Below are 23,958 nucleotides of genomic sequence, written 5' to 3'. Positions count from 1 at the left end.
CTGGCGATGCTCGGCGCCATCGACGCCCGCGCCTACGCCGACAACCTCGCCACCGCCGCAACCAACTCGTAGTCCCCATGAGAACTGGTGGCCACAAGACCCCAGTTCTCCGCACCCGCACCCGTGCCGCGGCGGGCAGGAACGGATGACGCCCCGCCCGCGCGGCAACACCCAAAGGAGACTTGAATGACCAGTGATCTGAACACCCCGCACCCGCTACGCCACACAATCCCGAACGCCACCCGGGACGCGTCGGGGGTCAACGTGCACGACCTCGCCTGGCTGGAGTTCGAGAAGCCGGATCTGGACCGGGACGCGGTCGACCAGGCAGCAGTTGAGGCTGTCGACGCATTCACCATTCCCTGGAAGTTGGAGATCCAGCCATGACTACCCCACTCCTTGTTTCCTTGGCCGCGCTCATCGCTGTCGCCTTTGCGGTGCTGGGCGCAAGCAAGATCCGAGCCATTCCGTCGATGCAGGCCCGCGCCGCGCACGTCGGTTTCAGTGTCGGTGCCTACCAGCGCATCGGGGTCCTGGAGGTCGCGGGTGCCGCAGGAGTCCTGATCGGCCTCGCGATACCCCCACTCGGCCTGCTCGCCGCGGCGGGTTTGCTGCTCCTCATGGTTGGAGCTCTCGGCGCGCACCTGCGCCAGCACGACGGCGTAGCCGAGATGGCACCAGCGCTCGTCGTCATCGTGCTGCTCGTGGCCTATCTTTGGCTCGCCTTCGGCAAGATCTGACGAAGAGGCCGACATGACCAACCTCAGCCAGAACCTCACCGAATCCGCCTCGATATACCCGGACCTCCCAGCCGTCCGGATGGATGACCACGTGCTGACGTACGCGGCCCTGGACGACGCCGCGTCCCGAATGGTCACTTTGCTGCGCGGCACCGGCCTCGAGCCTGGCGACCGCGTCGGGCTGATGCTTCCCAACGTGCAGTTCGCGATCTCGTACTACGGCATCCTCCGGGCCGGCGGGGTCGTCGTGCCGATGAACCCGCTGCTCAGGGCGCGCGAGGTGGAGTACTACCTCCGCGACTCCGCCGCCAAACTGCTGATTGCCTGGCATGACTGTGCCGCCGAGGCGGAGGCAGGTGCGAAGGCCGCAGGCCCCGACTGCCTGGCGGTCGCGCCCGGGGACTGGGACTTCCAAGCCGCGCTGGCAGCGTCGCCGCCGGCGACCGACCCGGTCAGCCGGTCCGACGACGACATCGCGGTGATCCTCTACACCTCCGGCACCACCGGCACCACCGGCAAGCCAAAGGGTGCCGAGCTCACGCACGGCTGCCTGAAGCGCAGCCAGGCGGTCACCGCACGGGCCCTGATCAACGCCGCCAGGGTCCTCAGCGGCGAGCGGATAGGGACACGATCCACGCCACCCGCGCTGCTGCCGCGCTTGCCGACACCGACGCCTCGCAGGCCAGTCCCGGTGAAGCTGAGACGGCCATAGCGACGTGTTCGGCGGCGTCCTGTCTCGGTCATCGCCGGTGCTCTTCTACCCGGTGCAGCACGGTCGCTGCCAGCCAGGGCAAAGATCCCCGGCTCATTTGGGCTCGAGCCGATCGAGGCTCGGCGCCTGTCGCCGATCTGAGCGGCGGGGTGCCGCGATGGGGCTTGCGTTCGGCGCCGCAGTTGAATCCCTCGGTCGCGTGCCCGCTCGGCAATCGCAGCGCGTGCAGCCGTGCCCCCGCCAGATCTCGGGTTGACAAACAACACCGGCCGCTGCGGGGATCCGAGGACCGCCAGCTAGGACGCGACAGTTCCAGGTCCGGGTAGATGTGCCGTGAGTCGCGGCCCTCGTGGGCTGTCCGGACACAGACGTCATACAGCGCAGCGTGGTCGTCGGGGTGGTAGCGCCGCACAACGTGCGTTGGACTCATGCGACGAATCGTCCTCCATCTGGGAGCACTCTCATAGTGACCATTTGAGGCGATCAGGATACTTCTGCGGGTTCACTGCGTACGGCTCGCGACTTCTGTTGGAGGTCCCATGTCGTGGCTGGTTCCGTGATGGGTCTCGAGGGGTAGTCCTCGAGGGTGAGCAGGTAGGCCGTCATTCGGATCCGTGCCCGGTCGGGGTTGTGCGCCGCCGTCAACGCGGCGAGGATCGAGGGGTGTTCCCCGTGGGCGGTCTCATCGGCGCCGGGTTGCGAGATGGATCGGCGCAGCCGGTCGCGCGTCGTGCGTCCACCGAGTGCGTTGATCAGCGCTGCGAGTACCGGGTTGCCGGCCACGTTCGCGATGATGGCGTGGAAGGCGATGTCGTTCTCGATCACCGTCTCGTGGTTGGGTTCGTAGAGCCTCAGTTCGGCCTCGTTGTGGCGCAACAGCTCGGCTGCGGCTTCGAGCTCTGCCGGCGCGATCTGTTGCGCGGCAAGGGCGGCAGCCTCGGTCTCGAGGACCCGGCGTAGTGCGTGCAAGTGCTGCACCCCGCTCCCGTGGTGCAGGTCCACCACGAACCCCATCGGTGCGAGCAGCATCGACGGATCCAGCTTGGTGACGTAGGTACCGTCACCTTGCCGGGTCTCCAGGACGCCCATCATGGACACTGCGCGGACGCCTTCGCGGAGCGGATTCCTGGAGACGCCGAGTGCCGCGGCGAGATCGTTCTCGATCGGCAACTGATCACCCGGTCGAAGCTGACCGTCGATGATCATCTGCCGGATGCCCTCGATGACGACATCTGTCTGGGACTTGCCAGGTGTGCGAGATGTGTGGACCAGTTTGCCGGGGCTCATGGCGACGGTTCCGAGGTCGGGAAGCGGACGTCGACAACGTCCACCGAAGTGATGCGTGGCATGGCGGCCCCTCACATCCGGCCTAGAGATGGGATGTTTCCGGCTGTTGGATGCCGTTCAGTCTGGACCAGGTGGGCTGAGCGGCGCTAGGATCCCGGCAATTCATAGGATTAATATCCCTGCCATTGCCGACGAGGAGTAACCAGTGCCGTTCGATGCAACCTTCGAGTCCCTGTCCACGTTCGACTGCCCTGACTGGTTCCGGGACGCGAAACTCGGCATCTGGTCGCATTGGGGTCCGCAGTCGGTGCCTCGCTACGGTGACTGGTACGCACGGCACATGTATCGGCAAGGCTCTGAGCAGTACCGGTACCATCTGCGGACGTACGGGCACCCGTCGGAGGTCGGCTACAAGGACGTCGTCCGGCAATGGAAGGCGGAGCGCTTCGATCCGGGCGACCTGATGGACCGCTTCGTGGCGGCCGGTGCCCGGTACTTCGTCGCGCAGGCCGTCCATCACGACAATTTCTTCAACTACGAGTCGGCGGTGAATCCGTGGAACTCGGCGAAGGTCGGGCCGGGCAAGGACATCGTAGGCTTGTGGAAGGCCGCCGCCGATGAGCGTGGCCTGCCGTTCGGGATCACCGAGCATCTTGGTGCCGCGCTGACCTGGTTCGCGACCAACAAGGGCAGCGACCGGCACGGGCCGCTGGCCGGTGTGCTGTACGACGGAACTGATCCGGCGTTCCGGGACCTCTACTTTGACAACGCCAGGTTCCTGCCGACTGAAGATGCGCCGGTCCAGGACCCGTGGTACGCCCAGGATCCTGCCTGGCACGCGTACTGGCTCGAGGCGGTCACCGAGATGATCGACCGGTACCAGCCGGATCTGCTGTACTCGGACGGCCCGCTGCCATTCGACGAGGCCGAGTACACGCCTGGGTTGACCGCGGTCGCCCACCTGTACAACACCAGTACGCGGATCCATGGGACAAACCGTGCTGTCTATCAGCAGAAGGACCGTCGGCCCCAGGTGAGCGTGGTCGGTGTGATGGACATCGAGCGCAGTCAGACGCCTGGCATCCACGCGCTGCCATGGCAGACCGACACCTCGGTCGGCGACTGGTTCTACAACGTCCGCGACGTCTACAAGACCGGTGGGCACGTGATCGAGATGCTCGTCGACATCGTCTCGAAGAACGGCAACCTCTTACTCAACGTGCCGCAGTTGCCGGACGGAACGCTCGACCTCGAATGCACGCAGTTGCTCGACGAACTCGGCGCCTGGATGAAGATCTGCGCCGAAGGTATCCATGGCACGCGACCGTTCCGGGTCTTCGGTGAGGGCCCGTCCACTGTCGCCATCGACGGATTCACCGAGGACCGGGTGGGGTGGAAGAGTTCCGACTTCCGCTTCACCCGCCGGAACAACACCGTCTACGCGTTCCAGATGGCCTGGCCGGAGGACGGACGCGCGGTGATTCGCAGCCTTGCAGGCCATGAGGCCGTGACCGGTGTCCGGCTCCTCGGCCACGGTCCGGTTCCGTTCGAACAGGCCCACGGAATCCTCGTCGTCCGGCTGCCCGACGCCGCTCCGGTCGACGTCGCGAACTGCCTGGCTGTCGAGCTCGACGGCTGAGATGCTGCGCACGGTTCGTGATTCCGGCGGGCGGACGACGCTGACGGAGGGGCCGGCCAGGGACCGATGGTTGCTGAACGCCCGCTATCTTCGCGGGCTCAGCGCGGACAACCTGCTGCGGCCCTACCGGGCCGAGGCCGGTCTGTGGAGCTACTCCGGCTCGTGGGGCACGACAGTGGGCGGTGTCTCGCCCGATGGACCGGAGACCTGGCACTGGGGATGGGAGTCGCCGACCTGCGAGCTGCGGGGCCACATCCTCGGGCACTGGCTCTCGGCGGCGGCGCGGGTCGGTGCGGACGACCGCGAGGTGGCAGCACGGGCTGCCGTCATCGTCGACGAGCTCGCCACCTGTCAGCGGGCCAACGGCGGGCAATGGGCCGGGTCGATTCCACCGGCGTACTTCGAACGCCTGGCCGCGGGTCGTGCGGTGTGGGCTCCGCACTACGTCGTACACAAGACCTTGATGGGGTTGCTCGACCAGTATCGGATCGCGGGCAACGAACAGGCGCTCGAGGTCGCGTCGGCCTTCGCGGGATGGTTCCACACCTGGACCGGTGGGCTGTCCCGGCAGCAGCTCGATGACGTCCTCGATCGCGAGACGGGCGGCATGCTGGAGGTCTGGGCGGACCTCCTCGCCGTCACCGGTGACCGGAGCGCCTCCGATCTGATCGAACGGTACGACCGCCGCCGGTTCTTCGAGCCTCTCCTCGCCGGTGCCGACGTACTGACCAACAAGCACGCCAACACACAGGTCGCGGAGATTCTCGGGGCGGCGAGGGCCTGGGAAGTCACGGGGGAGCGACGCTGGCGCGACATCGTCGAAGCCTTCTGGGACTCTGCGGTGACTGCCCGCGGGACGTACTGCACCGGTGGCAGTAGCTGCGGTGAGGTGTGGCAGCCGGCGGGCGAACAGTCTGCACGTCTGCACGCCGTCCAGGAGCATTGCCTCGTCTACAACCTGATGCGCCTCGCCGCCGTGCTGTTCCGGTGGACCGGAGATCACCGCTACGGAGACTACTGGGAGCGGAATCTGGTCAACGGGATCTGGGCGCAGCAACACCCGGATTCCGGGATGCCCGCGTACTTCTTGCCTTTGGCAACCGGAAGCCACAAGCAGTGGGGGCGGCCGACCGAGGACTTCTGGTGCTGTCACGGCACCCTGCTGCAGGCCCAGAGCTCGGTTGACGAGGCGGCGATGTACGTCGACGACCGCGGGATCACGGTCTGCCAGTACCTGGGGTCGGTCACGTCCTTGCCCGAGCTCTTCGGCGGGCAGGTCGAGATCGCGATCACGGCGGACACCGACCAGGGCACCGCACTCGGCCAACGACAGACCGCCTACGCTGCCGCTGGCATCCAGGAGCTCTTGTCGCGGCCGTTGCCGCGCCGCCGGCCGAGCGACCACGTCCACGTCGTCGAGGTACGGTGCGATCGACCGTCCAGTTTCGAGGTCCGGCTTCGGGTTCCGCTCTGGGCCGCCGGCGCGCCGACGGTCGAGATCGACGGAAAGCCGGTCCCGGCCGAGGTGAGGGACGGCTGGATCGTGTTGTCCCAGGAATGGAGCAGGCACAGCATCCGGCTGACCGTGCCGTCGGGCTTGACCACCGTGCCATTGCCCGACCAGCCGGACCTGGTCGCCGTACTCGACGGTCCGGTGGTCCTGGCCGGCTTGACCGAGCAGGAGACCGTGCTGTCCGGCGACCCCGCGGAACCGGCATCCTTCCTGACACCTGACCGGGAGCGGCACCACAGCTGGTGGCAGCCCGGGAGATACCGAACCCACGGCCAAACCACCGGCCTACGCTTCATCCCACTCGCCGAAATCCGCGACGAACCGTACACCGTGTACTTCCCGGTGCACCGGTCAGCCTTTCAGCGAGCCCTGGAGGAGGGCTGAGACGAACTGTCGGTGGCACGACACAGCACTCGGTCGTCGCCAGTTCCCCCTGGCGGAACGGCAACGGTGACGTCGGTGCGGAGGTGGCAGCGGCCGCCGGCAGGCACGGTTTGGCTTTCGGTGTCTACCTCTCGCCCTGGGACCGGACCGAGAGCAGTTACGGAACAGGCACGCCGTACGACGACTTCTTCGTCGCCCAACTGGAAGAGCTGCTGACCGGATACGGTCCCATCTTCTCGGTCTGGTTCGACGGCGCCTGCGGCGAAGGGCCGAACGGGAGACGGCAGGTCCACGACTGGTATCGCTACTACGCGACGATCCGCCGGCTGCAGCCGGGCGCCGTCATCAGCGTGTGCGGACCGGATGTGCGGTGGTGTGGCAACGAAGCGGGTCATACCCGGCCGAACGATTGGAGCGTCGTACCGAGGGCGCTGCGGGATGCCGAGGGGATCGCGCAGTACTCGCAGCAAGCCGACGACCCGGAGTTCTCCCGCCGGGTTCGAAGCCAGGACGACGACTTGGGCAGCCGGGAAGCGCTGACCGGAAGGGAGAACGATCTGGTCTGGTATCCCGCCGAGGTGAACACGTCCATTCGTCCCGGCTGGTTCTACCACGAGGAAGAGGACGGGAAGCTCCGTAGCGTCGACGACCTCTTCGACGTCTATCGCGGGTCCGTCGGAGGCAACAGCACCTTCCTGCTCAACGTGCCGCCCGATCAGCGGGGTCTCGTCGCGGAACCGGACCGGGAGATTCTGGGCGAGTTGGGCCGAAGGATCGACAGCGTCCGCTCACGTCTCGTGGGGTCGGCGATCTCGCTCTCGTCGGGTGAGGTCACCACCACTGGCGAGGACTTCACGTCGTCGGCCAGGGGATGGGGTCTCGAGCACGCCGGTGACCCGAACCTCGGCCTGGCTAACGGGACCGGCTGGTGGCAGCCGGCCGACAGCGACACCGAGCCCACGCTCACTCTGACGCTGGACGGACCGACGAGGCTCGGGGCGGTGATTCTCAAGGAGGAGATCACCCTCGGCCAACGCCTCGAGCACGTTGTCGTGTGCGGTCGTCAGGACGGCCGCGAGGTGGTCCTTGCCGAGACGCGGTGCGTCGGCTATCAGCGGATCCTCACGTTCCCGTCGGCGATCGTCGAGGAAGTGACGGTCGAGGTCCGCGCCGCACGGGGAGTTCCAGCCATCGCCGGGGTAGGACTCGTCGCCGAGGCCTGACATCTGGGGCCTACTCGTCGTCGCCTTCCAGATGATTCCGGAGCCAGACTTCGGTGTTCGTCACGTGCACCAGTGCCGTCGCGTGAGCCAGGGCCGGGTCGTGGGCTGCGACCGCATCGTAGATGGCCTGATGTTCGGCCAGGGTCCGGTCGGCGACATCGTCGTCGACCAGCCCGCGCCAGATCCGTGCCCGCAAGGTCCTGCCCGCGATCCCCTCCAGGATGGTTCCCAGCGACTCGTTCCCGGTGGCGGCGATCAGCGACCGGTGGAAGGCCGCGTCGTGGTTGGTCAGGCGTTCCGGATCCTCGCGTGCGTCGTACATCCCCCCTCACTGCAACATTCGAGGTCTCGATGATATGCACGGCCGGCCGCTGCGGTCGTCGAGGGTCTGACGGCGCCGCACCATGACGCTGACGGGCGGCTCCATGGATCGGTTGGGGGAGGAGCAACCGAACTCAGGAGCCGCCCGTGTGCGCGGCCAGCGGCAAGTTCTAGCTTGTGCTGGTGCTTCCCGCGGTCTTGTCGATCAGATCAGAGGTCCGGTACGTGTCCGGCGTCGTACCCGCCCGGACCAGAACGATGTTCTCGCCCTTGTGCGTCTTGAACTCCAGTAGACCGTTCTCCGGAGCGACGAGTGTCTCGGCCTTCCGTCCCTCGCGGTACAGCACCACATCGGAATCCCAGGGGTTTCTGATGCGGGCGCGCTCGCCGAGCTGCGACTCGATCTCGACGTACTGGATGTCGCCGGCCACCATCGAGGAGGAGACCAGGAAACCGTCCTTGGCGAGCAGTTTGTACTTGGCGTCCCACGCCGTTGGCCAGGCCGGGAACACGCGAATCACGGGGTCTCCGGCCGGTGTCGGGCTCAGGCTCTGGCTCAGTGCTTCCTGCAGCGCGGCGGCGAAGGTGCCGTAGCCTTCGGCCGAGTAGTAGTCCAGCTGGTTGAAGAGCAGGTTCGGGAACACGCCGTAGGTGCTGAACACGCCGTACTGCGTGTTCAGGATCTTCACCATGTCGTCCGCTCGCCCGAGCTTGGCGGCGTCCACGTGGAAGCGGCTGGAGCCGTTTCGGTCGATGACCTGGCCCTGCACCTGGTTGAGATAGCCAGGCGAGTGGAGATAGGTGTTGAGCGCGATCTCCCAATCCCCGTTGTCGAGACCCTGGTCCCGCGTTTCCAGGTTCAGCACGTCGTACTTCTCGAGCATCTTGAAGATCGGGCTCTCGGTGCCGTGCAGATCCCTGATGAAGTACGCGGGCTGCAGCCCCTGCGCCCAGGCGGGCTGATCTGTCGCCAACCGTGTGGCCAGCGACGAATTGGTGCTCGCCGCCCACAGCGCGCCCGGATCGGTTCGCAACGGGTACGGGGCGAGGTTGTCGCGGATGTCCCTCCACAGCGGGCGAGTCGCCTGGTCGACCCCGAGCAGTTCCGAAGCCTTGATCACTGTTGCGAAGACGCCTCTGGCCATGGACAGATCGTCGATGACGTCCTTGCCGGCCCAGATGTGCTCGTGCAGGTTCGTGTTGTAGAAGTGGTACTTCCCGTCGCTTTCCTTCCGGAGACCGTCGTACGAGCGGTACATCTCCGCGGCGCCCTTGATGAAGGGATAGGCAACCTTTCGCAGCCAGTGGAGATCCTTGGTGTAGCAGTACACCTGCCAGTAGTACTCGGCGGTCTCCTGGGTGGCCATCATGGTGTGCGTGACGTAGCTGGCCTGGCTGTTGCCGCCGAAGACGTTCCAGTTCCACGGGGAGAGGAACCTGTTCCTCCTCATGGTGATGTCGGTGAATTCCTGGCTGCGGATAGTGGTCTTGAAGGTGTAGTACTGCTGCATCGCGCCCGCGATACCGTCCGGCAGGGTTTCCCAGCCGAGGATGCCGTCGGTCTCGCCGATGAAGATGCCCTCACTACCCCACATCTGCTGGGCTGCGACCTTGTACTGTTCGTAACTGGCCTGCCGCATGGTGAACATCGGCTCCAGCAGATCCAGGTGGTTGGCGGCCAGCAGAGGCTGGTACAGGCAGTCCTGGTTCCAGTTCCAGTAGAAGCTGCCCCAGTCCCGCCGGTCCTCCTCGCCGATCCAGATGCCGCCGTTGTACTTGGAGGGGTACGAGCCCCGGTTCGAGATGGCGGCCAAGTACATGTAGTAGTTGCGGCGCTGCTCGAAATTGAACTGCGTTGGGAAGTAGACGTACGACTTGTGCCAGAAGTCGCGCCACCAGGCCTGACTGCGGGCAGAGATCCGGGCATAGTCCGGAGCCTTGGTGGCGTTGGCGAGGGCGGTCGCCTTCGCCGAACGAAGCGACGTCTGCGAATCGGCGTTCCCGCCGACGACCACGGTGAAGGTGCCGTTGCCCGCGGGCAGGTTCAGCCTCAGTGTCGCCCGGTTGCCGATGGTGTTGCTGACAACGTCCGAGATCTCCCGCCCCCGTACGGTCGCCGCGACGGCCGTGTTGACGTAGTGATCGTTGACTTTGGTGCCGGTGTCGCAGGGTTCCTGAACAAGCTGTTCCAGCACGATCGTTTCGTTCCGCGATCCCGGCCGTCCGTTGCCGGCGATGGTGGTGAGCGTGGAGATCGCGCTGTGGGCGCCCCAGATCTGGTTGGCGTCCCGCAGCATGGCCAGATCGACGGTGATCGGCAGGGGTGTGGCGCGATCGTCGGTGACCTGGATCGCGATGACATCTGACTCCATGTCGGCGATCACGTCGGCGTGCACGCCGGTGCCGGTGATGCTCAGCTTGCCGTCGTACAGCCACAGATGCTGCTGCGTCGTGGTGTCGAAGACGGTCCCTGTCCCGAAGCCGATGTGGATCCGCCCGACCGCGCCGCCGCCGGAGTTCTGGTGGTCCTTCGACGCCGCCGAGGCGTCGTTGAACATGAACATGTCCGTGTGGTTCAGTTGCATGACGAGGGTGCTGCTGTTGCTCTGCCAGACTGGCCCGCCGAACCTTCCGTTCGCCACGGACATGCCCTGCGTTCCGGTCGTGATCCTTCCCGTGTACTTGAGGTCGGATCGACCAATGAGCTGGCTGTAGTCCGGGTTGAAGACAGGCTTGACCGCGTTCTTGCCGATCGCTGCCGGCTGGGGTGCATCTGCCGGCGAGGCCATCGCGGCCAACGGTCCGGTCGCTGCTGCCGACAACCCGAGGCCCAGCGTTCCACCGACGAACCGCCGCCGCGAGACGCCACTGGTTGAAGAGATGTCTTCCGCTCCCATGTCGTACTCCTCTGTACCGGGAAGTTGTCTGTCGGGGGCCTGTCTGTTGCGGCCATGACGGAGCACGCCAGGCGACGACGCTCCAGCGATGATTCGCCGTGGCCGCTCATCGGCTCGGAGTGGGACGGTTGTCCTTCCGTTGCTAAGCACCGGCGTCATCATCGGGTCTTCGCTGGCCCCCGAAACATGATTTAGCATACGTATTATGTTTGCGACAAGACTTCAGACACTGTCGACACGGGCCGGTCCGGCCGTCTTCGCACCGACTCTCGAGGGGAACCACGGATGAAGGTCACCGGATATCGCAGTCTGAGCACTGTTCACGACTGGGGGAGAGTTACCGGCGATGTGAATGGCGTGCAGAGCGGCCACACGACACCGGTCCCGATCCTGGTCCTCGAGACCGATGCCGGGATCGAGGGGGTGGGTCTTGGTGCGCATGCGGAGGTGGCGCGGGTGTTTCCGGCTGTCGAGGGCGAGGACCCGCGATCGGTCGTGGCCCTGTACGACCGGATGCTCGACTGGGTGTTCAAGGCGGGTCATTCCGGATCGATGTTCGGCACGATCGGGGCCGTCGACATGGCCTTGTGGGATCTCAAGGCGAAGGCGGCCGAGGAGCCGCTGTGGCGGACGCTCGGGGCGCGTGACCGTTTCGTTCCCGGGTATGCGTCCGGTCTCGAGTACGGCCTGAGCGACGAGGAAGTTGCCGAGTTGTACGGACGGTTCGCGGACCGCGGGTTCAAGGCGGGCAAGGTCAAGGGAGGCCGCGATCTGGATCGTGATCTGCCCCGGCTGGAGATCGTCCGTGAGGTGCTCGGCCGCAATTCCCGCCGGCCTGCGCTCATGTTCGACGCGAACGAGTCGTGGAATCAGGCGCAGGCTGTTCGGTATGTGGCGGCGATCGAGGAGCGCATGGACCTCACCTGGGTGGAGGAGCCGCTGCGCCGGTGGGATGCGGCGGGGATGGCCGCGTTGCGTGGAAAGGTTCGTGCGGCGATCGCGAGTGGGGAGAACTCGACCGGGTTGGAGCAGTATCGCCCGCTGCTGGATGCTGGTGCTCTTGATGTTGTGCAGGTGGGGAATGTGTGGGGGATTACCCACTTCCTGCGGGTGGCGATTCTGGCGCATGGTCACGATCTGCCGGTGAGTCCGGTGGCGTACAACGCGAACCCGGTTGCGCATGCAGCTGCCGCCGTACCGAACCTTTTGACCTATGAGGTCCAGGATCTGCATTTCCCTGTCGGTCTGGATGTCGACCAGGAGTTCGACGACGGCGGGATCATCCTGGGCGACCGTCCGGGCATCGGCATCGTGGTGGACGAATCGCAGCTGTCAGCGGGCAGCTCGGCCGGGGCCGTTCCGGCATCGACCGGACCACACATCAGGCCGGAGCGCGCTGCTTTGCGGCTGGTGGCCGAGCCGGACGTGATCGATGATCCCGACCACCGTTGAGGCCGGTCTATCGCCTCTTCTGACTCCGCTTGCGGCCGCGCGGGCGGGGAGCGTGGTCGGACAGCCGGCGGCGCTCCCATGATCCGTGGATGTGGGTATGCATCGCCTTCTCGGCGGCGGCTACGTCGTTTCGCGCGATGGCCCTGACGATCGCCTCGTGCTCTTTGAGGGTGAGCGCCACCGCGTCGGGCGGGTCGATGCCCTGGTATCGGCTGGAGTCGACGGCTCGTTTGTAGATGTGCTTGGCGATGTTCTCCGCCAGGCGGTTGCCGGAGATCTCCATGACCGCGTAATGGAAGATCACGTCGGCCTGCCGGAACGAGTCCGTCTCCGACTCGCTTTCCCGCATGGCCGTCAGCGCGTTCTCCAGGCGCCTCAGCTCGTCGGCATTGTGGGACCCGGCCACCGCTCCTGCCATCGCCGACTCGAGGCTTGCGCGCACGACCGTCAGCTCGTCGAGGACGCCGAGACTCTCGTCGTTGTCGATCAGGGCCGAAAGCACCACCGGGTCGAGCATGTTCCAGTACCCCGGCGCGCGCACCTGCGTACCCCGACCTTGCGAGACGGTCACCAGGCCCTTCTCCTCGAGTCGCTTCACCGACTCACGCAAGACGGTCCGGCTGACGCCGAAATGTTCGCTCAGCGGGGCTTCCGGAGGCAGCAGGTCGCCCTCCTTCAACCGTCCCGTCACAATCAGATCCACGAGCTCGGCAACGACCGAAACCCCGAGCCGGCCCACCGGGAGACGCCGCGGAGTGAGACGGTCTACGGGGACCGAGTCGTTCACCATACGTATGATCTTAGCGGCGGCGAGAGTCGTCGCAGAGGCCTGCCGACAGCCGGCGGCTGCGGGAGTCGTCAGGGAGCTGGATCGAGTGAGAGTGCGTTTGGCGTACGGGGAGTCCGGACTGGTCATCGACGTGGACTCCGCGCGAACCACCGTGGTGGAGCCGGTCCGCCATCAGGCCGCTGCCGACCCTGTCGGGGTTCTGCGCCAGGCCCTTCGTGAGCCCGTCGCCGGACCTCCGTTGCGCGACCGCGTTCGGCGGGGCCAGACCGTGGCGATCTCGGCCTGCGACGGAACCCGTCCACAGCCGAGGCACTCGATGATCCCGGCTGTTCTCGCGGAACTCGAGGGCGTGGTCGATCTCGCTGACGTCGTGATCCTGGTCGCGACCGGTACGCACCGCGGCAACAGCGACGCCGAGCTGCGCGAGATGTTCGGTGACGAGATCGTCGACACGGTACGGATCGTCAACCACGATGCCCGCGATCAGTCCGAGTTGGCCTGGCTCGGTGTCCATGGTGACGGCGTACCGGTCTGGCTGAATCGCCAATGGGTGGACGCGGACGTCCGGATCACCACCGGATTCGTCGAACCGCACTTCTTCGCCGGCTTCTCGGGCGGACCGAAGCTCGTCGTGCCAGGGCTTGCCGGTCTCGACACCGTCCTGGTTTTGCACGACGCCACCCGGATCGGCAGTCCCGACGCGACGTGGGGAGTGACGCACGGAAACCCGGTCCATGACGACGTCCGGGCGATCGCGGCAGCGACCGGCGTGACGTTCGCGTTGGACGTCGTACTCAACCGCGACAAGGACATCGTGGCGGCGTTCGGGGGAGACCTGCTGCCGATGCATGCCGCGGCTTGCGCTGCGGCCAAGCGGATCGCGATGCGGCCCGTGGTAGCTCCGTTCGACGTGGTCGTCACCACGAACTCCGGATATCCGCTCGACCAGAACCTGTATCAGTCGGTCAAGGGGATGTCGGCCGCGCATCGGATCGTTCGCCCCGGTGGCACGATCATTTGCGCGGCCGAGTGCCGTGACGGGTTCCCGGATCACGGGTCGTATCGCTCAGAGCTGACCGCGGCGGAATCTCCGCAGGCGCTTCTCGATCAGATCGGCCGGCGCACCGAAACCGCCCCCGACCAGTGGCAGGTGCAGATCCAGGCCCGGATCCAATCGACCAGCCGGGTTGTCATGCATACCGGGACACTCAGCGACGCCGACCTCGCGGCGGTGTACCTGGAACAAACACCCGACATCTCAACCACCGTTGCCGAATCACTGGCCGCGGCCGGACCCGACGCCCGCCTCTGCATCCTGCCGGAAGGTCCCCAGACCATCCCCTACGTGGCGTGAGAGGCGCTCGACGCTGCTAACGACACTTAGGTCCGCGGCTGGACCCCGAGTCTGTCGAGCCTGCGTAGGGACCGGTCCTGGAGTCCGCAGTCGGCCACTGGTGAGCGCGGAGACCACGTCCACGGATCGTGTCTGGCTCACGGACTGGACGGTCGGCGGGGCGGGCACCGGTGGACGCCAGACTTACCTGTCGCTGGATGGAAGGAAGCCGAAATCGGCCGGCAACCCGAGGAAGCCCGGCTGGGTCACGGCACCAGCGGCACGGGGAACTGCGGCGGCCGTCCGGCAGAACAGCGGCCTGGCTCACACCGACGGTATGCAGCTTCGTCCGGATGGGATCTACTTCGACGGCGTCCAGGTGGCAAGTGCCGACGACATATCCCTGCCTGGACAGCATAATCTGATCAATCTCGCCGCCTCACCGGCTTCAGACCGTCGGCCACCACAGACAACGGTGTGCGGTGCGTGAACGACTCGTTGTCCACGACGCCGCAACCCACGATCGCCGCAATGCGTGCCTTCAGCGGCCCAAAGATCCTAGTCCTGGCCGGGTTCCAGCAAGGGCGAACCCAAGTGGGACGGGTACCTTCACTGAACTTGTCAATCTCAGGGCGGCATCGGCGGTGGGGTCGTGAAGGACAGCGGTCTTCTCGGCAGACCTTTACCGCTGTGGGCGGAGGCCGTCGATGATGAGGGCGAGCATGTGGGGTGAGCGGTCTTCGGGTACGGTCGCGGCGCGCCAGAGTGCGCCGGTGAGCTGCAGGAAGTCGCGCGGGTCGGCGTCCGTGCGGATGCTGCCGTTCTTCTTGCCTGCGTCGAAGAGGTCTGTGATCGCGGCGACAACGGGACCGTAGGTCTGCTCGGTGATCGCTTGGTGCGCGCTGGGACTGAGCGCATCGCCGAGGCCGTGCTTTCTGCGCATCGCTTCGACCAGGCCGGTTGTCCACTGCCGGAGCGCTTCGAGTGGTGGCAGTTCGGCCAGCAGCCCCGGCACGATGTCGATGATCCGTTCGACCTCGTCCTGGTAGACGGCCAGCACCAGCGCCTCCCGGGTGGGGAAGTTGCGGTAGAGGGTGCCCGCGCCGACGGCGGCGCGCTGAGCGACCTGGTTCATGGACGTGGCGCCGTCCTCGGCGAAGGCCTCGCGGGCGGCCGCGAGGATGCGGGCCCGGTTCTCGCGGGCGTCCGAACGGACCATGTGTGAACCCCATCTTGCTATGTGGAGAGCTCTCCACTACCGTATCTGGAGAACTCTCCACATAGCTTAGAGGAGCATCATGCAGTACATCAAGCTCGGCACGACCGGCCTGGACGTTTCCCCGATCGCGATCGGCGCGATGACCTACGGCGAGCCCGACCGCGGCCATCCGGTGTGGTCGAAGGGCGAGGACGAGGCGCGGCCGCTGATCCGGCACGCGCTCGAGGCGGGAATCAACTTCTTCGATACCGCGAACATGTACTCCAACGGGTCCAGCGAGGAGATTCTCGGCCGCGCGCTCAAGGACTTCGCTGACCGGGACAGCGTGGTGATCGCGACCAAGCTCCGGCACCCGATGCGCACCGGTCCCAATGGCCGCGGCCTGTCGCGCAAGGCGATCATGACCGAGGTCGACCACTCGCTGCGCCGGCTCGGGACCGACTACATCGACTTGTACCAGATTCACCGCAACGACCACTCGACGCCGTGGGAGGAGACTCTCGAGGCGCTGAGCGATCTGGTGTGGTTCGGCAAGGTGCGCTACGTCGGTGCGTCGTCGATGCACGCCTGGGAGTTCGCAAAGGCGCTGCATCTGCAGAAGGAGCACGGCTGGGCGCGGTTCGTGTCGATGCAGGACCATTACAACCTGCTCGCTCGCGAGGAGGAGCGGGAGATGATCCCGCTGTGCCTGGACGAGGGTGTCGGCACGATCATCTGGTCGCCGCTGGCCCGAGGTCGCCTCGCCCGCGGGTGGGACGATGCCAGGTCGACCGCGCGCGCCGAGACCGACGGTGCCTTTGCGGACATGCTCTATGCGCCGGCGCAGGAGGCGTCCAACCGCGCGATCATCGACGCGGTCGGCCAGGTCGCCCAAGGCTACGGCGTCAGCCGCGCCCAGATCGCGCTCGCCTGGCTGCGCCGTCAGCCGGTCGTCACCGCGCCGTTGGTCGGGGCCGGCTCGATCCAGCAGATCGACGAGGCCGTGGCGTCGTTGGACGTTGAGCTCACCGACGACGACGTACGCGCGCTCGAAGCCCCCTACACGCCGCGGTACGACTGGCAGGGCATCTCTGACGAGGCCGAGCTGGAAGCCATCCGCCGGCGTGTCCCAGGAATGGCCCTGTCGTGAACTCCATCGTGCGCTCGGGTGCGGCTGCTCGGGCCGGAGCGCTTCTGCTCCTTCTCGGTCCACTCGTGTCCTGGGCCGCCGAGATCGTCACCGCAGCTGCCTGGCAGGACCCGCCGTACTCACCGCTGCACACCTGGGTCAGCCACCTCGGCCTGACCGGACCGGCCCAGACCGCCTTCGGGCAGGTCGGGAACTCTCCACTCGGCGCGGTCATGGACGCAGGCTGGGTGATCTACGGGGTCCTGCTGCTCGTCGGCACGCTCTGCGTGTTCGACCTTCGCAACGGTGCCCGGCCGATCGTCATCGTCGTTCTCGCGGTCCTCGCCGGGATCGGCGTATTCCTCGTCGGGCTCTTCCAGGGGTCGAACGAGAACGTAGCCAACGGGCTGATCGCGTTCCACACGTTCGGCGCGCAAGGTGTCATGCTCGCCGGCAACGCCATGGCGATCGTTGTCGGGGTCAACGCTGACGGCTCGTGAGAACGTCGAGGTGATCATCGAGATGACCGGGCGAGGTGATCGATCGCGTGTGCCCGGCCTGCTCGGCGATGTCGGTCTCGGGGATCGGATGGATCATTTCCCAGCACAACTGTCGGGTGGTCAGCAGCAGCGGGTCGCGCTGGCGCGGGCGCTCGCGACGGAGCCCGATCTGCTGCTGCCCGACGAGCCGACCGGCGCGCTCGATCTGGCGACCGGACGTCAGATCCTGCAGTTGCTCCAGCGGCTGAACTCCGACGGGTTGACGATCGTCATGGTCACGCACAACATGTCCGTCGCGCAGATCGCCACCCGGGTGGTCACGGTTGTGGACGGCAGGATCGAGTCGGTACGGCGTAATCCGCGGCCTGCCGATGCGGCCGATGTGGCGTGGTGATCGGCATGCGCGCGATCACCCGCAAGGCGCTACGTGATCTTCGCAGGCAACGGGCTCAGGCTGTCGCGGTCGGCGTCACGGTCCTTCTCGGGATGATGTTGTTCATCGCGAGTGCGGGGGCGTTCCGGAATCTCAGTGACTCGTACCAGCGCACCTACGAGCGGTTGCGGTTCGCGGACCTGATCGCGACGGGTGGCGACCCGGAGAAGGTCGCGGCCGCTGCTCGCGATGCCGGCGCGGTCGGCGTGACGGTTCGAACGCAGGTCGATCCACCGATGCTCATCGACGGCACTGACCTGGGGGCCGACGAACCTGATGGCGTTCTGGTCGAGAGGCACGCCGCCGATACCTACGACCTCACTCCCGGCGACGCCCTGCAGGTGTACGCCGGATCCCGGTGGCAGACCGTCAAGGTGCGGGGGATCGTCCGGTCGGCGGAGTACCTGTGGCCGGCGCGGAATCGGCAGGATGTGCTCGGGGATCCTCATGCGTTCGCAGTGGTGTTCGCCGACGAAGATCTTGTACGGCGCCTGAAGGGCGGCGCACCGAACCAGGTTCTCCTTCGGCTCCCTGCTGACGCCGACGAGGGCACGGTCGCTGCTGCTATGCGGACCGCGGGAGCCACCGATGTGACCACCCAGGCCGACCAGGCGTCCAACGCGACACTGCACGAAGACTTGAACGGCTTCTCCGAGTTGTCTGTCGTGTTCCCGCTGTTGTTCCTCACGGCCGCGGCGGTCGCAGCCTACGTCTTGCTGGCGCGGAAGGTACTCGCCGAGCGGTCCGTGATCGGGACTCTGATGGCCGCCGGTGCCAGGCGCGGCAGGCTGGTCCGTCATTATCTTCAACAGGGCCTGCTCATCGGACTCTTCGGCGGTCTGTGCGGCGCAGCGCTCGGTACGGCGCTGACCGGAGCACTGACCCGCGGCTACACCGGCGCTCTGGGGATCCCCGACACAGTGACGCGTTCCGTCCACGGCGACCTGATTGCGATCGGAGTCGCGTTCGGCGCGCTGATCGGGCTTGTCGGTGCGGCGGTACCGGCAGTCACCGCGGCGCGGACCGTTCCGGCCGAGGCGATGCGCAACGAGACGGCGAGTCGCCCGCCAGGCCGATGGAGTCACCTGGTTGCCGGGGCGCGCTGGCTTCCGGTGACCGGGCGGATGGCGTTGCGCGACGTGAGTCGCAATCTGCGTCGCACGCTGGCCACGATGCTCGGCGTCGTACTGGCGCTGATCCTGGTGCTGACGTCGATCGGCATGCTGACCAGCCTGTCGGATGCGATCAACCGCCAGTACGGCCAGATCGAGCGGCAGGACGCGACGGTCACCGTCGCAGCGCGGTCCGGCGACGGCGATCGGCTGAGCTCGGTTCCCAGAGTATCGGCAGCCGAGCCGATCCGCATGGGCCGGGTCATCGCGGTTCTGGGGGATCGGAGCTACGCCACCACGTTGACGGGGTTGCGAACCGACACACAGATGCACCGCTTCGTGTCTGTCGACGGAAAGGCGATCGGCCTTCCGGCTAACGGCTTCCTGGCTGGGCGTGCGCTTGCCGACTCGCTCCACGTCAAAGTCGGTCAGGTGGTCACGCTCACCACTGCACAGGCGTCGACAGACCTTCGTTTGACCGGTCTCCTGGACGAACCAGTCGGCACCGCGATCTACACCAGCGAATCGGAGGCGGCCCGGCTGCTTCCGGACTCGGCTGTCAGCACGTAGCTGGTCCGCTTCGGGTCGGGGGTGGATCGCGACGCGATGCGACGCACCATGACGTCGCTTCCAGGGGTGGTGGCGTACGCCGATGCCACTGCGGTGGCTGCCTCGCTCGACCAGTTCCTGAGGCTGTTCTGGGCGTTCGTCGGGACGATGGTCGTGCTCGGCGCCATCCTCGCGGCGGTGATCATGTACGTGACGCTTGCGGTCAATGTCGTCGAACGGACCAACGAACTCGCGACGTTGCGCGTGGCCGGCGTGCCGATGGGGCGGGTGGCTGGCACGATCGCGACCGAGAACCTGGCCGCGACCGCCCTTGGGCTTCCGATCGGCGTCGCCGCAGGCCTGTTGGCAGCCAGAGCGTTCCTCGGGTCGTTCAGCAGCGACCTGTTCACCTTCCGCCTCACCTTCGGCTGGTGGGTGATTCCCGCCGCGGTGGTTGCCGTGCTGGCGGCCGCGACCCTGTCCCAGTGGCCGGGCGTCCGCGCCGTACGCCGCCTCGACGTCGCCCGCGTCGTCCGAGAACGATCTCGCTGACGTCACCGGCATCGAGGCCGTACCCCTGGTACTGCTGACTGCGATTGCCGCATTCCTGACAGTTGCCGCAAGCATCAGCTTCGAACGACGCGACACTCAGGTCTGAGGTGCGGCATGCGGCTGCGATGTCGTCAGGTGGTTTTGGCGCGGTGTTGGAGGTAGCGGCGTTCGGGGCCTTCTGGGGCGAGCGATGCGGCGGTGTCGAAGGCGTGTGCGGCGTCGTGGGTGTGGCCTTGTCGGTGGAGGAATTCGGCCCGTGCCGCGTGGAAGGGGTAGTAGCCGGGGAGGTTGAGTTGGTCGATCTCGTGGAGTCCTCGGGCCGGGCCATGGACCTCGCCGACTGCGACTGCGCGGTTGAGGGCGACGACCGGGGTGGCGGCGACGGCGATGAGTTGGTCGTACAGGGTCGCCAAAGATCGCGACCAGGGCAGCGACGGACCGGCCGGACTCCGCGCGGAAGATCCGGCCGATCGACTCGCGGTCGGCCACCATGGGAGCTAGGACGTCATCTCGTCGACGAACGGCCGGACCTCGATCGAGGCCCCGATCAGGCCGCTGACCTTGCCGGCCCACTCCAGCGCTCCGTCGAGGTCGGTCGTGCGGAGCAGGTAGAAGCCACCGAGATGATCCTTGGTCTCGGTGAACGGCCCGTCCGTGGTCAGTACGTCGTTCGCCTCGGCCCGTACGACGGTCGCGGTCGACGGATCGTGCAACCGCCCACCGAACACCCAGGCGCCGGCCGACTTCATCTCCGCTTCCAGCCGCCAGATCGCCTGCATGTGCTCCTGCATCTCGCCCTCGGACAGCGGCGGCCCCTGGACCGCTCGTCCCGGCCGCAACATGTAGTAGGTCATCGTTTGGATCCCTCCGGCTCGCGAGACACAGTTCCCGCTCTCACCCACACTACGAATGCGAGACCGACAAGATGGACAGTCGGCCTGCTACATGTTCGTCACTGCTCCTGGCTGAGCGACTTTCGGGCGAAATCGACCGCCTCGGCGAGCAGTGTGCTCCACGCTTCGCGATCGGGCCTTGCGATCGTCACCCACTCCCGGAAGACCTCGCCGGCGGGGACGAACGAGTCGCCGACGCCGAGTCAGTCCTCGGCCAAGACGATGACGCGGTCCTTGTCGGTCAGGGTGAGTGGAGCGTGTTTGGGTGGGTTGAGGACGACGCCGTACGACGGCGGCTGGTAGAAGTCGGTGTGGACGCGGTAGCCGATGGCGGTTTCGCCGTGGCGGGTGGCCGCTTCGGCGACGGTGGCGAAGTTGGCGGGCAGGCCGGCGAGCAGGTAGCCGACGGCGGGTTTGAGGTAGATCTCGGCGCCGGTCGGGTTGAAGAGGTCCTCGAACACCGCGGCCAGGTGGCGGTTCTCGGTGAGCTGGGTCAGGAGCAGACTGATCAGCTTCTCGCTGACCACGAAATCATCGGCACGGGTGACCTCGGCGATCTCGCGGTTGGCGTCGTCGTTGATCTCGCTCACGATCGAGTACGGGTGGTCGAGATCCTCGGCCAGGTCGCGCAGGTGCAGCAGGGTGATGAGCGTCCGGGCGTCGGCTTCCTGGGTGCCTAGGCCGTCGGATGCCAGCACGATCACGTGCTGGCAAGTGTGAGGCTGCAGGGCTTCGAGGTCGATCCGGTTGGTCGGGTCGCAACGCGTCACGCCGATGCTGAGGTTGGCGGTCGGATCGATCAGGGGGTCGACGTGTTCGGTGCAGGCGACCTGAAGTTGCGACCCCGGGTAGGCGAACTTGTCGAGGAGCTCGATGATCTGCGGAGCGCGCTTGTTCCACCCCAGCATCAGGGTGCGTTCCGGCGCCGGCTCGTGCCGCGGCCTGGGTGAGATAGCGTTCTGGACGATGTGAGGCAAGGCGTCAGCGAGCCGGATCAGTGTGTCGTCCTCGGCCAGCACGATCACCTCGTCCGCTACCCCGACCGGTTGGCCGGGATCCGGATTCAGCATGATCGTTCCGTCCACGCGACGAAGTCCGACCGGGATGCCGAGTTCGTAGGCGTGGATGATCTCGCCGAAGGTCTTTCCTGCCAACGCAGGTTCGGGCCGCAGATAGAACTCGTTGCCGGTGAAGGCCAGCAGATCGGCGCAGACGGCGGACAGGCCGGACTGGCGATGGGCGTTGACCAGGAGTCGTACGGCGAGTTCGTCGGCGCCGATCAGTTGCGCGCGACGGCCGCCGGCAAGCCTGGCGGCGCGCAGGTTGGTCGAGTCGGCGACAGCCGCGACGACATGGGGACCCTCGGTGGCGCCGGTCGCACGGCTGCCCAGAGACAGCAGTACTTTGACGACGTGGATGTCGGAATCCGGGCCGTCTGAAGGCAACACCATCACCGACCGCGCCGAGGACAGGCTGACCAGATCGAGGTCGGCGGGATGCAACGGGTTCCCGGACCGGCAGACGACCCGGGTCCGGCCGAGGTCGGGAACGCGCGAACGGATCGAGTCCTCCATCTCGACCTTGTCCTTGGCGGCGAGGATCGCCACGCAGGACCGCCGGTTGCTCCGGTTCGCCTGGACCAGTTCGGCGACGACGGTGAAGATCTGCTCGGACCAGCCGAGCACGACGGTGTGGTCCTGCTCGACGATGCGTGACCGGCCCTTGCGGAGTACGGCGATCTTGTTCTCCAGGCCGGTGGTCAGGACGCCGATGAACGAACTGACGATGAAGATGCCGCCCAGCGTCACGGCCAGCATCAACCCGAGGAACACCAGCCCGCCTTGGTCGCCGCCCATGGTGCCGGGGTCGAGCGTTCGGAGCAGACTCATCCAGAACACACCGTGCCAGGCGCCGTGCCCGGCCACGTCGCCCGGCGCGAGGAGCAGTACGAGTGTCGAGATCACGACCACCAGCACGGCTGATGCCAGCCCGAGCAGACCGATGAGCGCCGGCGTACCACGCGACATCATGCCGTCGAACCAGTACCGGACCTTGTCCCGCCAGCGCCCCAAGTCTCCCAGCCCCTTCAGTTCGTCACCGCTGGAGGCACTATGCCATCCACCGATCCGACCGGTACGTCGCCGTGTGTCGGGGCCCCGTCAAGTGGTGGGAGTCAGGTCGGCGCTCTCGAAGGATCGGGCCACGACGATGTCGGTGGAGGAGTGGGCCAGGATGGACAAGACGATGGTGAGGGCGACCAGATGGAAGACCTTTGTCTGCGGCGGGGATGCCGGACTCGAGGACGAGCAGGCCGTAGACGACCGAGGCGAATCCTTTGGGGCCGAACCACATGGCGGCGAGTTGCTCGCGGGCGCCGAGGCCGGAGCGGACGAAGGAGATGGCAAGGGCGACGGGGCGCGCGACGATCAGGCCGACGAGGGCGAAGACCCAGCCCTGCCAGGAGATCTCGCCGAGGAACTCGATCGAGATCAGCGCGCCGAAGACCAGGAGGGCGGCGAGCCTGAGGCCTTCGGCGATGAGCTCGCCGAAGTGCTCGAACGCGGCCCGCTGGGCTGGGCCGAAGGTGGCGACGGTGATCCCGGCCGCGAAGGCGGCCAGGAACAGGTTGCCGTGCAGCGTCTTGGCCATGGCCAGGACGAGCAGACCGATGGCGATCGCGTTGAGTGGTTCGTACTTCGTGGAGGCGGAGAAGAATCGGGTCCGTTCCAACCGGATCGCGACCCACGGTACGGAGCAGGTGATAGAGCCGGGCGGGCACTTTCTCGTTGCCGACCAGCGCGGACGCGAAGACCGGGTCGGTCGGGGCAAGGATCGCACCGATCAGCAACGATGCCGGCCAGTCCAGGTCGACGATGTAATGCACTGCCAAGGCAGTGATGGCCGACGTGAGCGGAAGTCCCCACCCCAGCGCACGATCAGGCAGGCGCCAGGCCGAACGCAGGTCTGACCAGCCGACTCGCATTCCGTCGGTGAACAGGACGGCGAACAGCGCGAGCTCGGTCAGCACGGAGACGACTGGTGAGCCGGGCTGCAGGTCGAGCACGCCGGTGGTCTCCGGACCGAGCACGAACCCGGCCACCAGGAACAGGACCGCCGTTGACAGGATCGTTCGTCCGGCCAGACTCGAAACCAGGACGGCCAGGAGCAGGACGGCCGCAAACACATCAACAGCATCGGGCCTCCACAGTCGGGTCAGGACAGGACGAAGTATCGCAGCCAGAGGTACGGCGCGGCGACGAGGATTGTGATCGCGGTCATCACCACGCCTTTGCGGGTGAAT

General features: G+C 66.5%; 20 protein-coding genes and 2 pseudogenes. 13 read left to right on the top strand and 9 right to left on the bottom strand.

The features are described 5' to 3' along the window. Positions 1 to 186 precede the first annotated feature (186 nt). From ACZ3HV_RS43735 to ACZ3HV_RS43725, 3 genes and pseudogenes are all read left to right on the top strand, one after another. Complete coding sequence (locus tag ACZ3HV_RS43735; protein WP_465693753.1) at positions 187 to 387, top strand: hypothetical protein; 201 nt, start codon at positions 187 to 189, stop codon at positions 385 to 387. Beyond that, positions 384 to 740 (top strand): DoxX family protein, encoded by a 357-nt coding sequence (locus ACZ3HV_RS43730; protein WP_465693752.1) that lies wholly within the window; start codon positions 384 to 386, stop codon positions 738 to 740. Before ACZ3HV_RS43735 ends, ACZ3HV_RS43730 begins: the two co-directional genes overlap by 4 nt. Positions 741 to 753: 13 nt before the next feature. Beyond that, positions 754 to 1,284: pseudogene (locus ACZ3HV_RS43725) on the top strand (AMP-binding protein); the annotation flags it as partial. 651 nt (positions 1,285 to 1,935) lie between these two features. Here the strand turns inward: ACZ3HV_RS43725 and ACZ3HV_RS43720 are convergent. Continuing rightward, complete coding sequence (locus ACZ3HV_RS43720) at positions 1,936 to 2,739, bottom strand: FadR/GntR family transcriptional regulator (RefSeq protein ID WP_465693750.1); 804 nt, start codon at positions 2,737 to 2,739, stop codon at positions 1,936 to 1,938. A gap of 205 nt (positions 2,740 to 2,944) precedes the next feature. Here ACZ3HV_RS43720 and ACZ3HV_RS43715 point away from each other — a divergent pair, with 205 nt between their 5' ends. Genes ACZ3HV_RS43715 through ACZ3HV_RS43705 form a run of 3 tightly spaced genes read left to right on the top strand, consistent with a single transcriptional unit; the run spans position 2,945 to position 7,498 of the window. Then, complete coding sequence (locus ACZ3HV_RS43715) at positions 2,945 to 4,378, top strand: alpha-L-fucosidase (protein WP_465693749.1); 1,434 nt, start codon at positions 2,945 to 2,947, stop codon at positions 4,376 to 4,378. 1 nt (position 4,379) lies between these two features. Continuing rightward, complete coding sequence (locus ACZ3HV_RS43710; RefSeq protein WP_465693748.1) at positions 4,380 to 6,275, top strand: beta-L-arabinofuranosidase domain-containing protein; 1,896 nt, start codon at positions 4,380 to 4,382, stop codon at positions 6,273 to 6,275. Next, positions 6,272 to 7,498, top strand: coding sequence for an alpha-L-fucosidase (locus ACZ3HV_RS43705; RefSeq protein ID WP_465693754.1), 1,227 nt, complete (start codon positions 6,272 to 6,274; stop codon positions 7,496 to 7,498). The genes ACZ3HV_RS43710 and ACZ3HV_RS43705 overlap by 4 nt, the downstream gene beginning before the upstream one ends. Before the next feature lie 10 nt (positions 7,499 to 7,508). On the opposite strand, the gene ACZ3HV_RS43700 is transcribed toward ACZ3HV_RS43705, so the two are convergent. Both ACZ3HV_RS43700 and ACZ3HV_RS43695 read right to left on the bottom strand, forming a co-directional pair. Continuing rightward, complete coding sequence (locus ACZ3HV_RS43700) at positions 7,509 to 7,820, bottom strand: FadR/GntR family transcriptional regulator (protein WP_465693746.1); 312 nt, start codon at positions 7,818 to 7,820, stop codon at positions 7,509 to 7,511. Positions 7,821 to 7,989: 169 nt separating this feature from the next. Further along, entirely contained in the window at positions 7,990 to 10,716 is a 2,727-nt protein-coding gene (locus ACZ3HV_RS43695; RefSeq protein ID WP_465693745.1) for a glycosyl hydrolase family 95 catalytic domain-containing protein, read from the bottom strand. Positions 10,717 to 11,001: 285 nt separating this feature from the next. On the opposite strand from ACZ3HV_RS43695, the gene ACZ3HV_RS43690 reads away from it, so the two are divergent. Next, positions 11,002 to 12,168, top strand: coding sequence for a mandelate racemase/muconate lactonizing enzyme family protein (locus tag ACZ3HV_RS43690; RefSeq protein WP_465693744.1), 1,167 nt, complete (start codon positions 11,002 to 11,004; stop codon positions 12,166 to 12,168). Between the two features lie 7 nt (positions 12,169 to 12,175). On the opposite strand, the gene ACZ3HV_RS43685 is transcribed toward ACZ3HV_RS43690, so the two are convergent. Then, positions 12,176 to 12,958, bottom strand: coding sequence for a FadR/GntR family transcriptional regulator (locus tag ACZ3HV_RS43685; RefSeq protein WP_465693742.1), 783 nt, complete (start codon positions 12,956 to 12,958; stop codon positions 12,176 to 12,178). Positions 12,959 to 13,043: 85 nt separating this feature from the next. Between ACZ3HV_RS43685 and larA the strand changes: the two genes are divergently transcribed. Further along, positions 13,044 to 14,312, top strand: coding sequence for a nickel-dependent lactate racemase (gene larA, locus ACZ3HV_RS43680; protein ID WP_465693741.1), 1,269 nt, complete (start codon positions 13,044 to 13,046; stop codon positions 14,310 to 14,312). Positions 14,313 to 14,973: 661 nt separating this feature from the next. Here larA and ACZ3HV_RS43675 read toward each other — a convergent pair. Next, positions 14,974 to 15,510 (bottom strand): TetR/AcrR family transcriptional regulator, encoded by a 537-nt coding sequence (locus ACZ3HV_RS43675; protein WP_465693740.1) that lies wholly within the window; start codon positions 15,508 to 15,510, stop codon positions 14,974 to 14,976. A gap of 79 nt (positions 15,511 to 15,589) precedes the next feature. Here ACZ3HV_RS43675 and ACZ3HV_RS43670 point away from each other — a divergent pair, with 79 nt between their 5' ends. From ACZ3HV_RS43670 to ACZ3HV_RS43650, 5 genes are read left to right on the top strand one after another with little or no spacing between them, the layout of a single operon-like run. Next, positions 15,590 to 16,639, top strand: a complete 1,050-nt coding sequence (locus ACZ3HV_RS43670; RefSeq protein WP_465693738.1) for an aldo/keto reductase — start codon at positions 15,590 to 15,592, stop codon at positions 16,637 to 16,639. Continuing rightward, positions 16,636 to 17,118: a DUF998 domain-containing protein gene (locus ACZ3HV_RS43665; RefSeq protein WP_465693737.1), complete on the top strand. Its 483-nt coding sequence runs from the start codon at positions 16,636 to 16,638 to the stop codon at positions 17,116 to 17,118. Before ACZ3HV_RS43670 ends, ACZ3HV_RS43665 begins: the two co-directional genes overlap by 4 nt. Before the next feature lie 22 nt (positions 17,119 to 17,140). Continuing rightward, positions 17,141 to 17,512 (top strand): ABC transporter ATP-binding protein, encoded by a 372-nt coding sequence (locus ACZ3HV_RS43660; protein ID WP_465693735.1) that lies wholly within the window; start codon positions 17,141 to 17,143, stop codon positions 17,510 to 17,512. Between the two features lie 5 nt (positions 17,513 to 17,517). Continuing rightward, the gene (locus ACZ3HV_RS43655; RefSeq protein ID WP_465693734.1) at positions 17,518 to 19,233 is read left to right on the top strand and encodes an ABC transporter permease; all 1,716 of its coding nucleotides are present in this window, start codon (positions 17,518 to 17,520) and stop codon (positions 19,231 to 19,233) included. A gap of 36 nt (positions 19,234 to 19,269) precedes the next feature. Next, complete coding sequence (locus ACZ3HV_RS43650; RefSeq protein ID WP_465693732.1) at positions 19,270 to 19,764, top strand: FtsX-like permease family protein; 495 nt, start codon at positions 19,270 to 19,272, stop codon at positions 19,762 to 19,764. Between the two features lie 131 nt (positions 19,765 to 19,895). Here ACZ3HV_RS43650 and ACZ3HV_RS43645 read toward each other — a convergent pair whose 3' ends face one another. The 4 genes and pseudogenes from ACZ3HV_RS43645 to ACZ3HV_RS43630 form a co-directional block, all read right to left on the bottom strand. Continuing rightward, the gene (locus ACZ3HV_RS43645; RefSeq protein ID WP_465693731.1) at positions 19,896 to 20,177 is read right to left on the bottom strand and encodes a hypothetical protein; all 282 of its coding nucleotides are present in this window, start codon (positions 20,175 to 20,177) and stop codon (positions 19,896 to 19,898) included. Positions 20,178 to 20,261: 84 nt separating this feature from the next. Further along, a complete protein-coding gene (locus tag ACZ3HV_RS43640; protein WP_465693729.1) occupies positions 20,262 to 20,618 on the bottom strand; it encodes a YciI family protein in 357 nt (118 codons plus the stop codon). 242 nt (positions 20,619 to 20,860) lie between these two features. After that, the gene (locus tag ACZ3HV_RS43635) at positions 20,861 to 22,729 is read right to left on the bottom strand and encodes a CASTOR/POLLUX-related putative ion channel (protein ID WP_465693728.1); all 1,869 of its coding nucleotides are present in this window, start codon (positions 22,727 to 22,729) and stop codon (positions 20,861 to 20,863) included. 37 nt (positions 22,730 to 22,766) lie between these two features. Then, positions 22,767 to 23,841, bottom strand: a pseudogene (locus ACZ3HV_RS43630) (cation:proton antiporter domain-containing protein). Between the last annotated feature and the right edge of the window lie 117 nt (positions 23,842 to 23,958).

The sequence above is a fragment of the Kribbella sp. NPDC020701 genome, from assembly GCF_055562215.1.
Note: the sequence above shows the minus strand (reverse complement) of the source record. Positions and strands in the feature narration are given on the sequence as shown.

Bases quoted from the DNA above. Each gene is read 5' to 3' on its own strand.
- ACZ3HV_RS43735 (WP_465693753.1), top strand. From the start codon at position 187: ATGACCAGTGATCTGAACACCCCGCACCCGCTACGCCACACAATCCCG.
- ACZ3HV_RS43730 (WP_465693752.1), top strand. From the start codon at position 384: ATGACTACCCCACTCCTTGTTTCCTTGGCCGCGCTCATCGCTGTCGCC.
- ACZ3HV_RS43720 (WP_465693750.1), bottom strand. From the start codon at position 2,739: ATGAGCCCCGGCAAACTGGTCCACACATCTCGCACACCTGGCAAGTCC.
- ACZ3HV_RS43710 (WP_465693748.1), top strand. From the start codon at position 4,380: ATGCTGCGCACGGTTCGTGATTCCGGCGGGCGGACGACGCTGACGGAG.
- ACZ3HV_RS43700 (WP_465693746.1), bottom strand. From the start codon at position 7,820: ATGTACGACGCACGCGAGGATCCGGAACGCCTGACCAACCACGACGCG.
- ACZ3HV_RS43695 (WP_465693745.1), bottom strand. From the start codon at position 10,716: ATGGGAGCGGAAGACATCTCTTCAACCAGTGGCGTCTCGCGGCGGCGG.
- ACZ3HV_RS43690 (WP_465693744.1), top strand. From the start codon at position 11,002: ATGAAGGTCACCGGATATCGCAGTCTGAGCACTGTTCACGACTGGGGG.
- ACZ3HV_RS43685 (WP_465693742.1), bottom strand. From the start codon at position 12,958: ATGGTGAACGACTCGGTCCCCGTAGACCGTCTCACTCCGCGGCGTCTC.
- ACZ3HV_RS43675 (WP_465693740.1), bottom strand. From the start codon at position 15,510: ATGGTCCGTTCGGACGCCCGCGAGAACCGGGCCCGCATCCTCGCGGCC.
- ACZ3HV_RS43670 (WP_465693738.1), top strand. From the start codon at position 15,590: ATGCAGTACATCAAGCTCGGCACGACCGGCCTGGACGTTTCCCCGATC.
- ACZ3HV_RS43660 (WP_465693735.1), top strand. From the start codon at position 17,141: ATGACCGGGCGAGGTGATCGATCGCGTGTGCCCGGCCTGCTCGGCGAT.
- ACZ3HV_RS43655 (WP_465693734.1), top strand. From the start codon at position 17,518: ATGCGCGCGATCACCCGCAAGGCGCTACGTGATCTTCGCAGGCAACGG.
- ACZ3HV_RS43650 (WP_465693732.1), top strand. From the start codon at position 19,270: ATGCGACGCACCATGACGTCGCTTCCAGGGGTGGTGGCGTACGCCGAT.
- ACZ3HV_RS43640 (WP_465693729.1), bottom strand. From the start codon at position 20,618: ATGACCTACTACATGTTGCGGCCGGGACGAGCGGTCCAGGGGCCGCCG.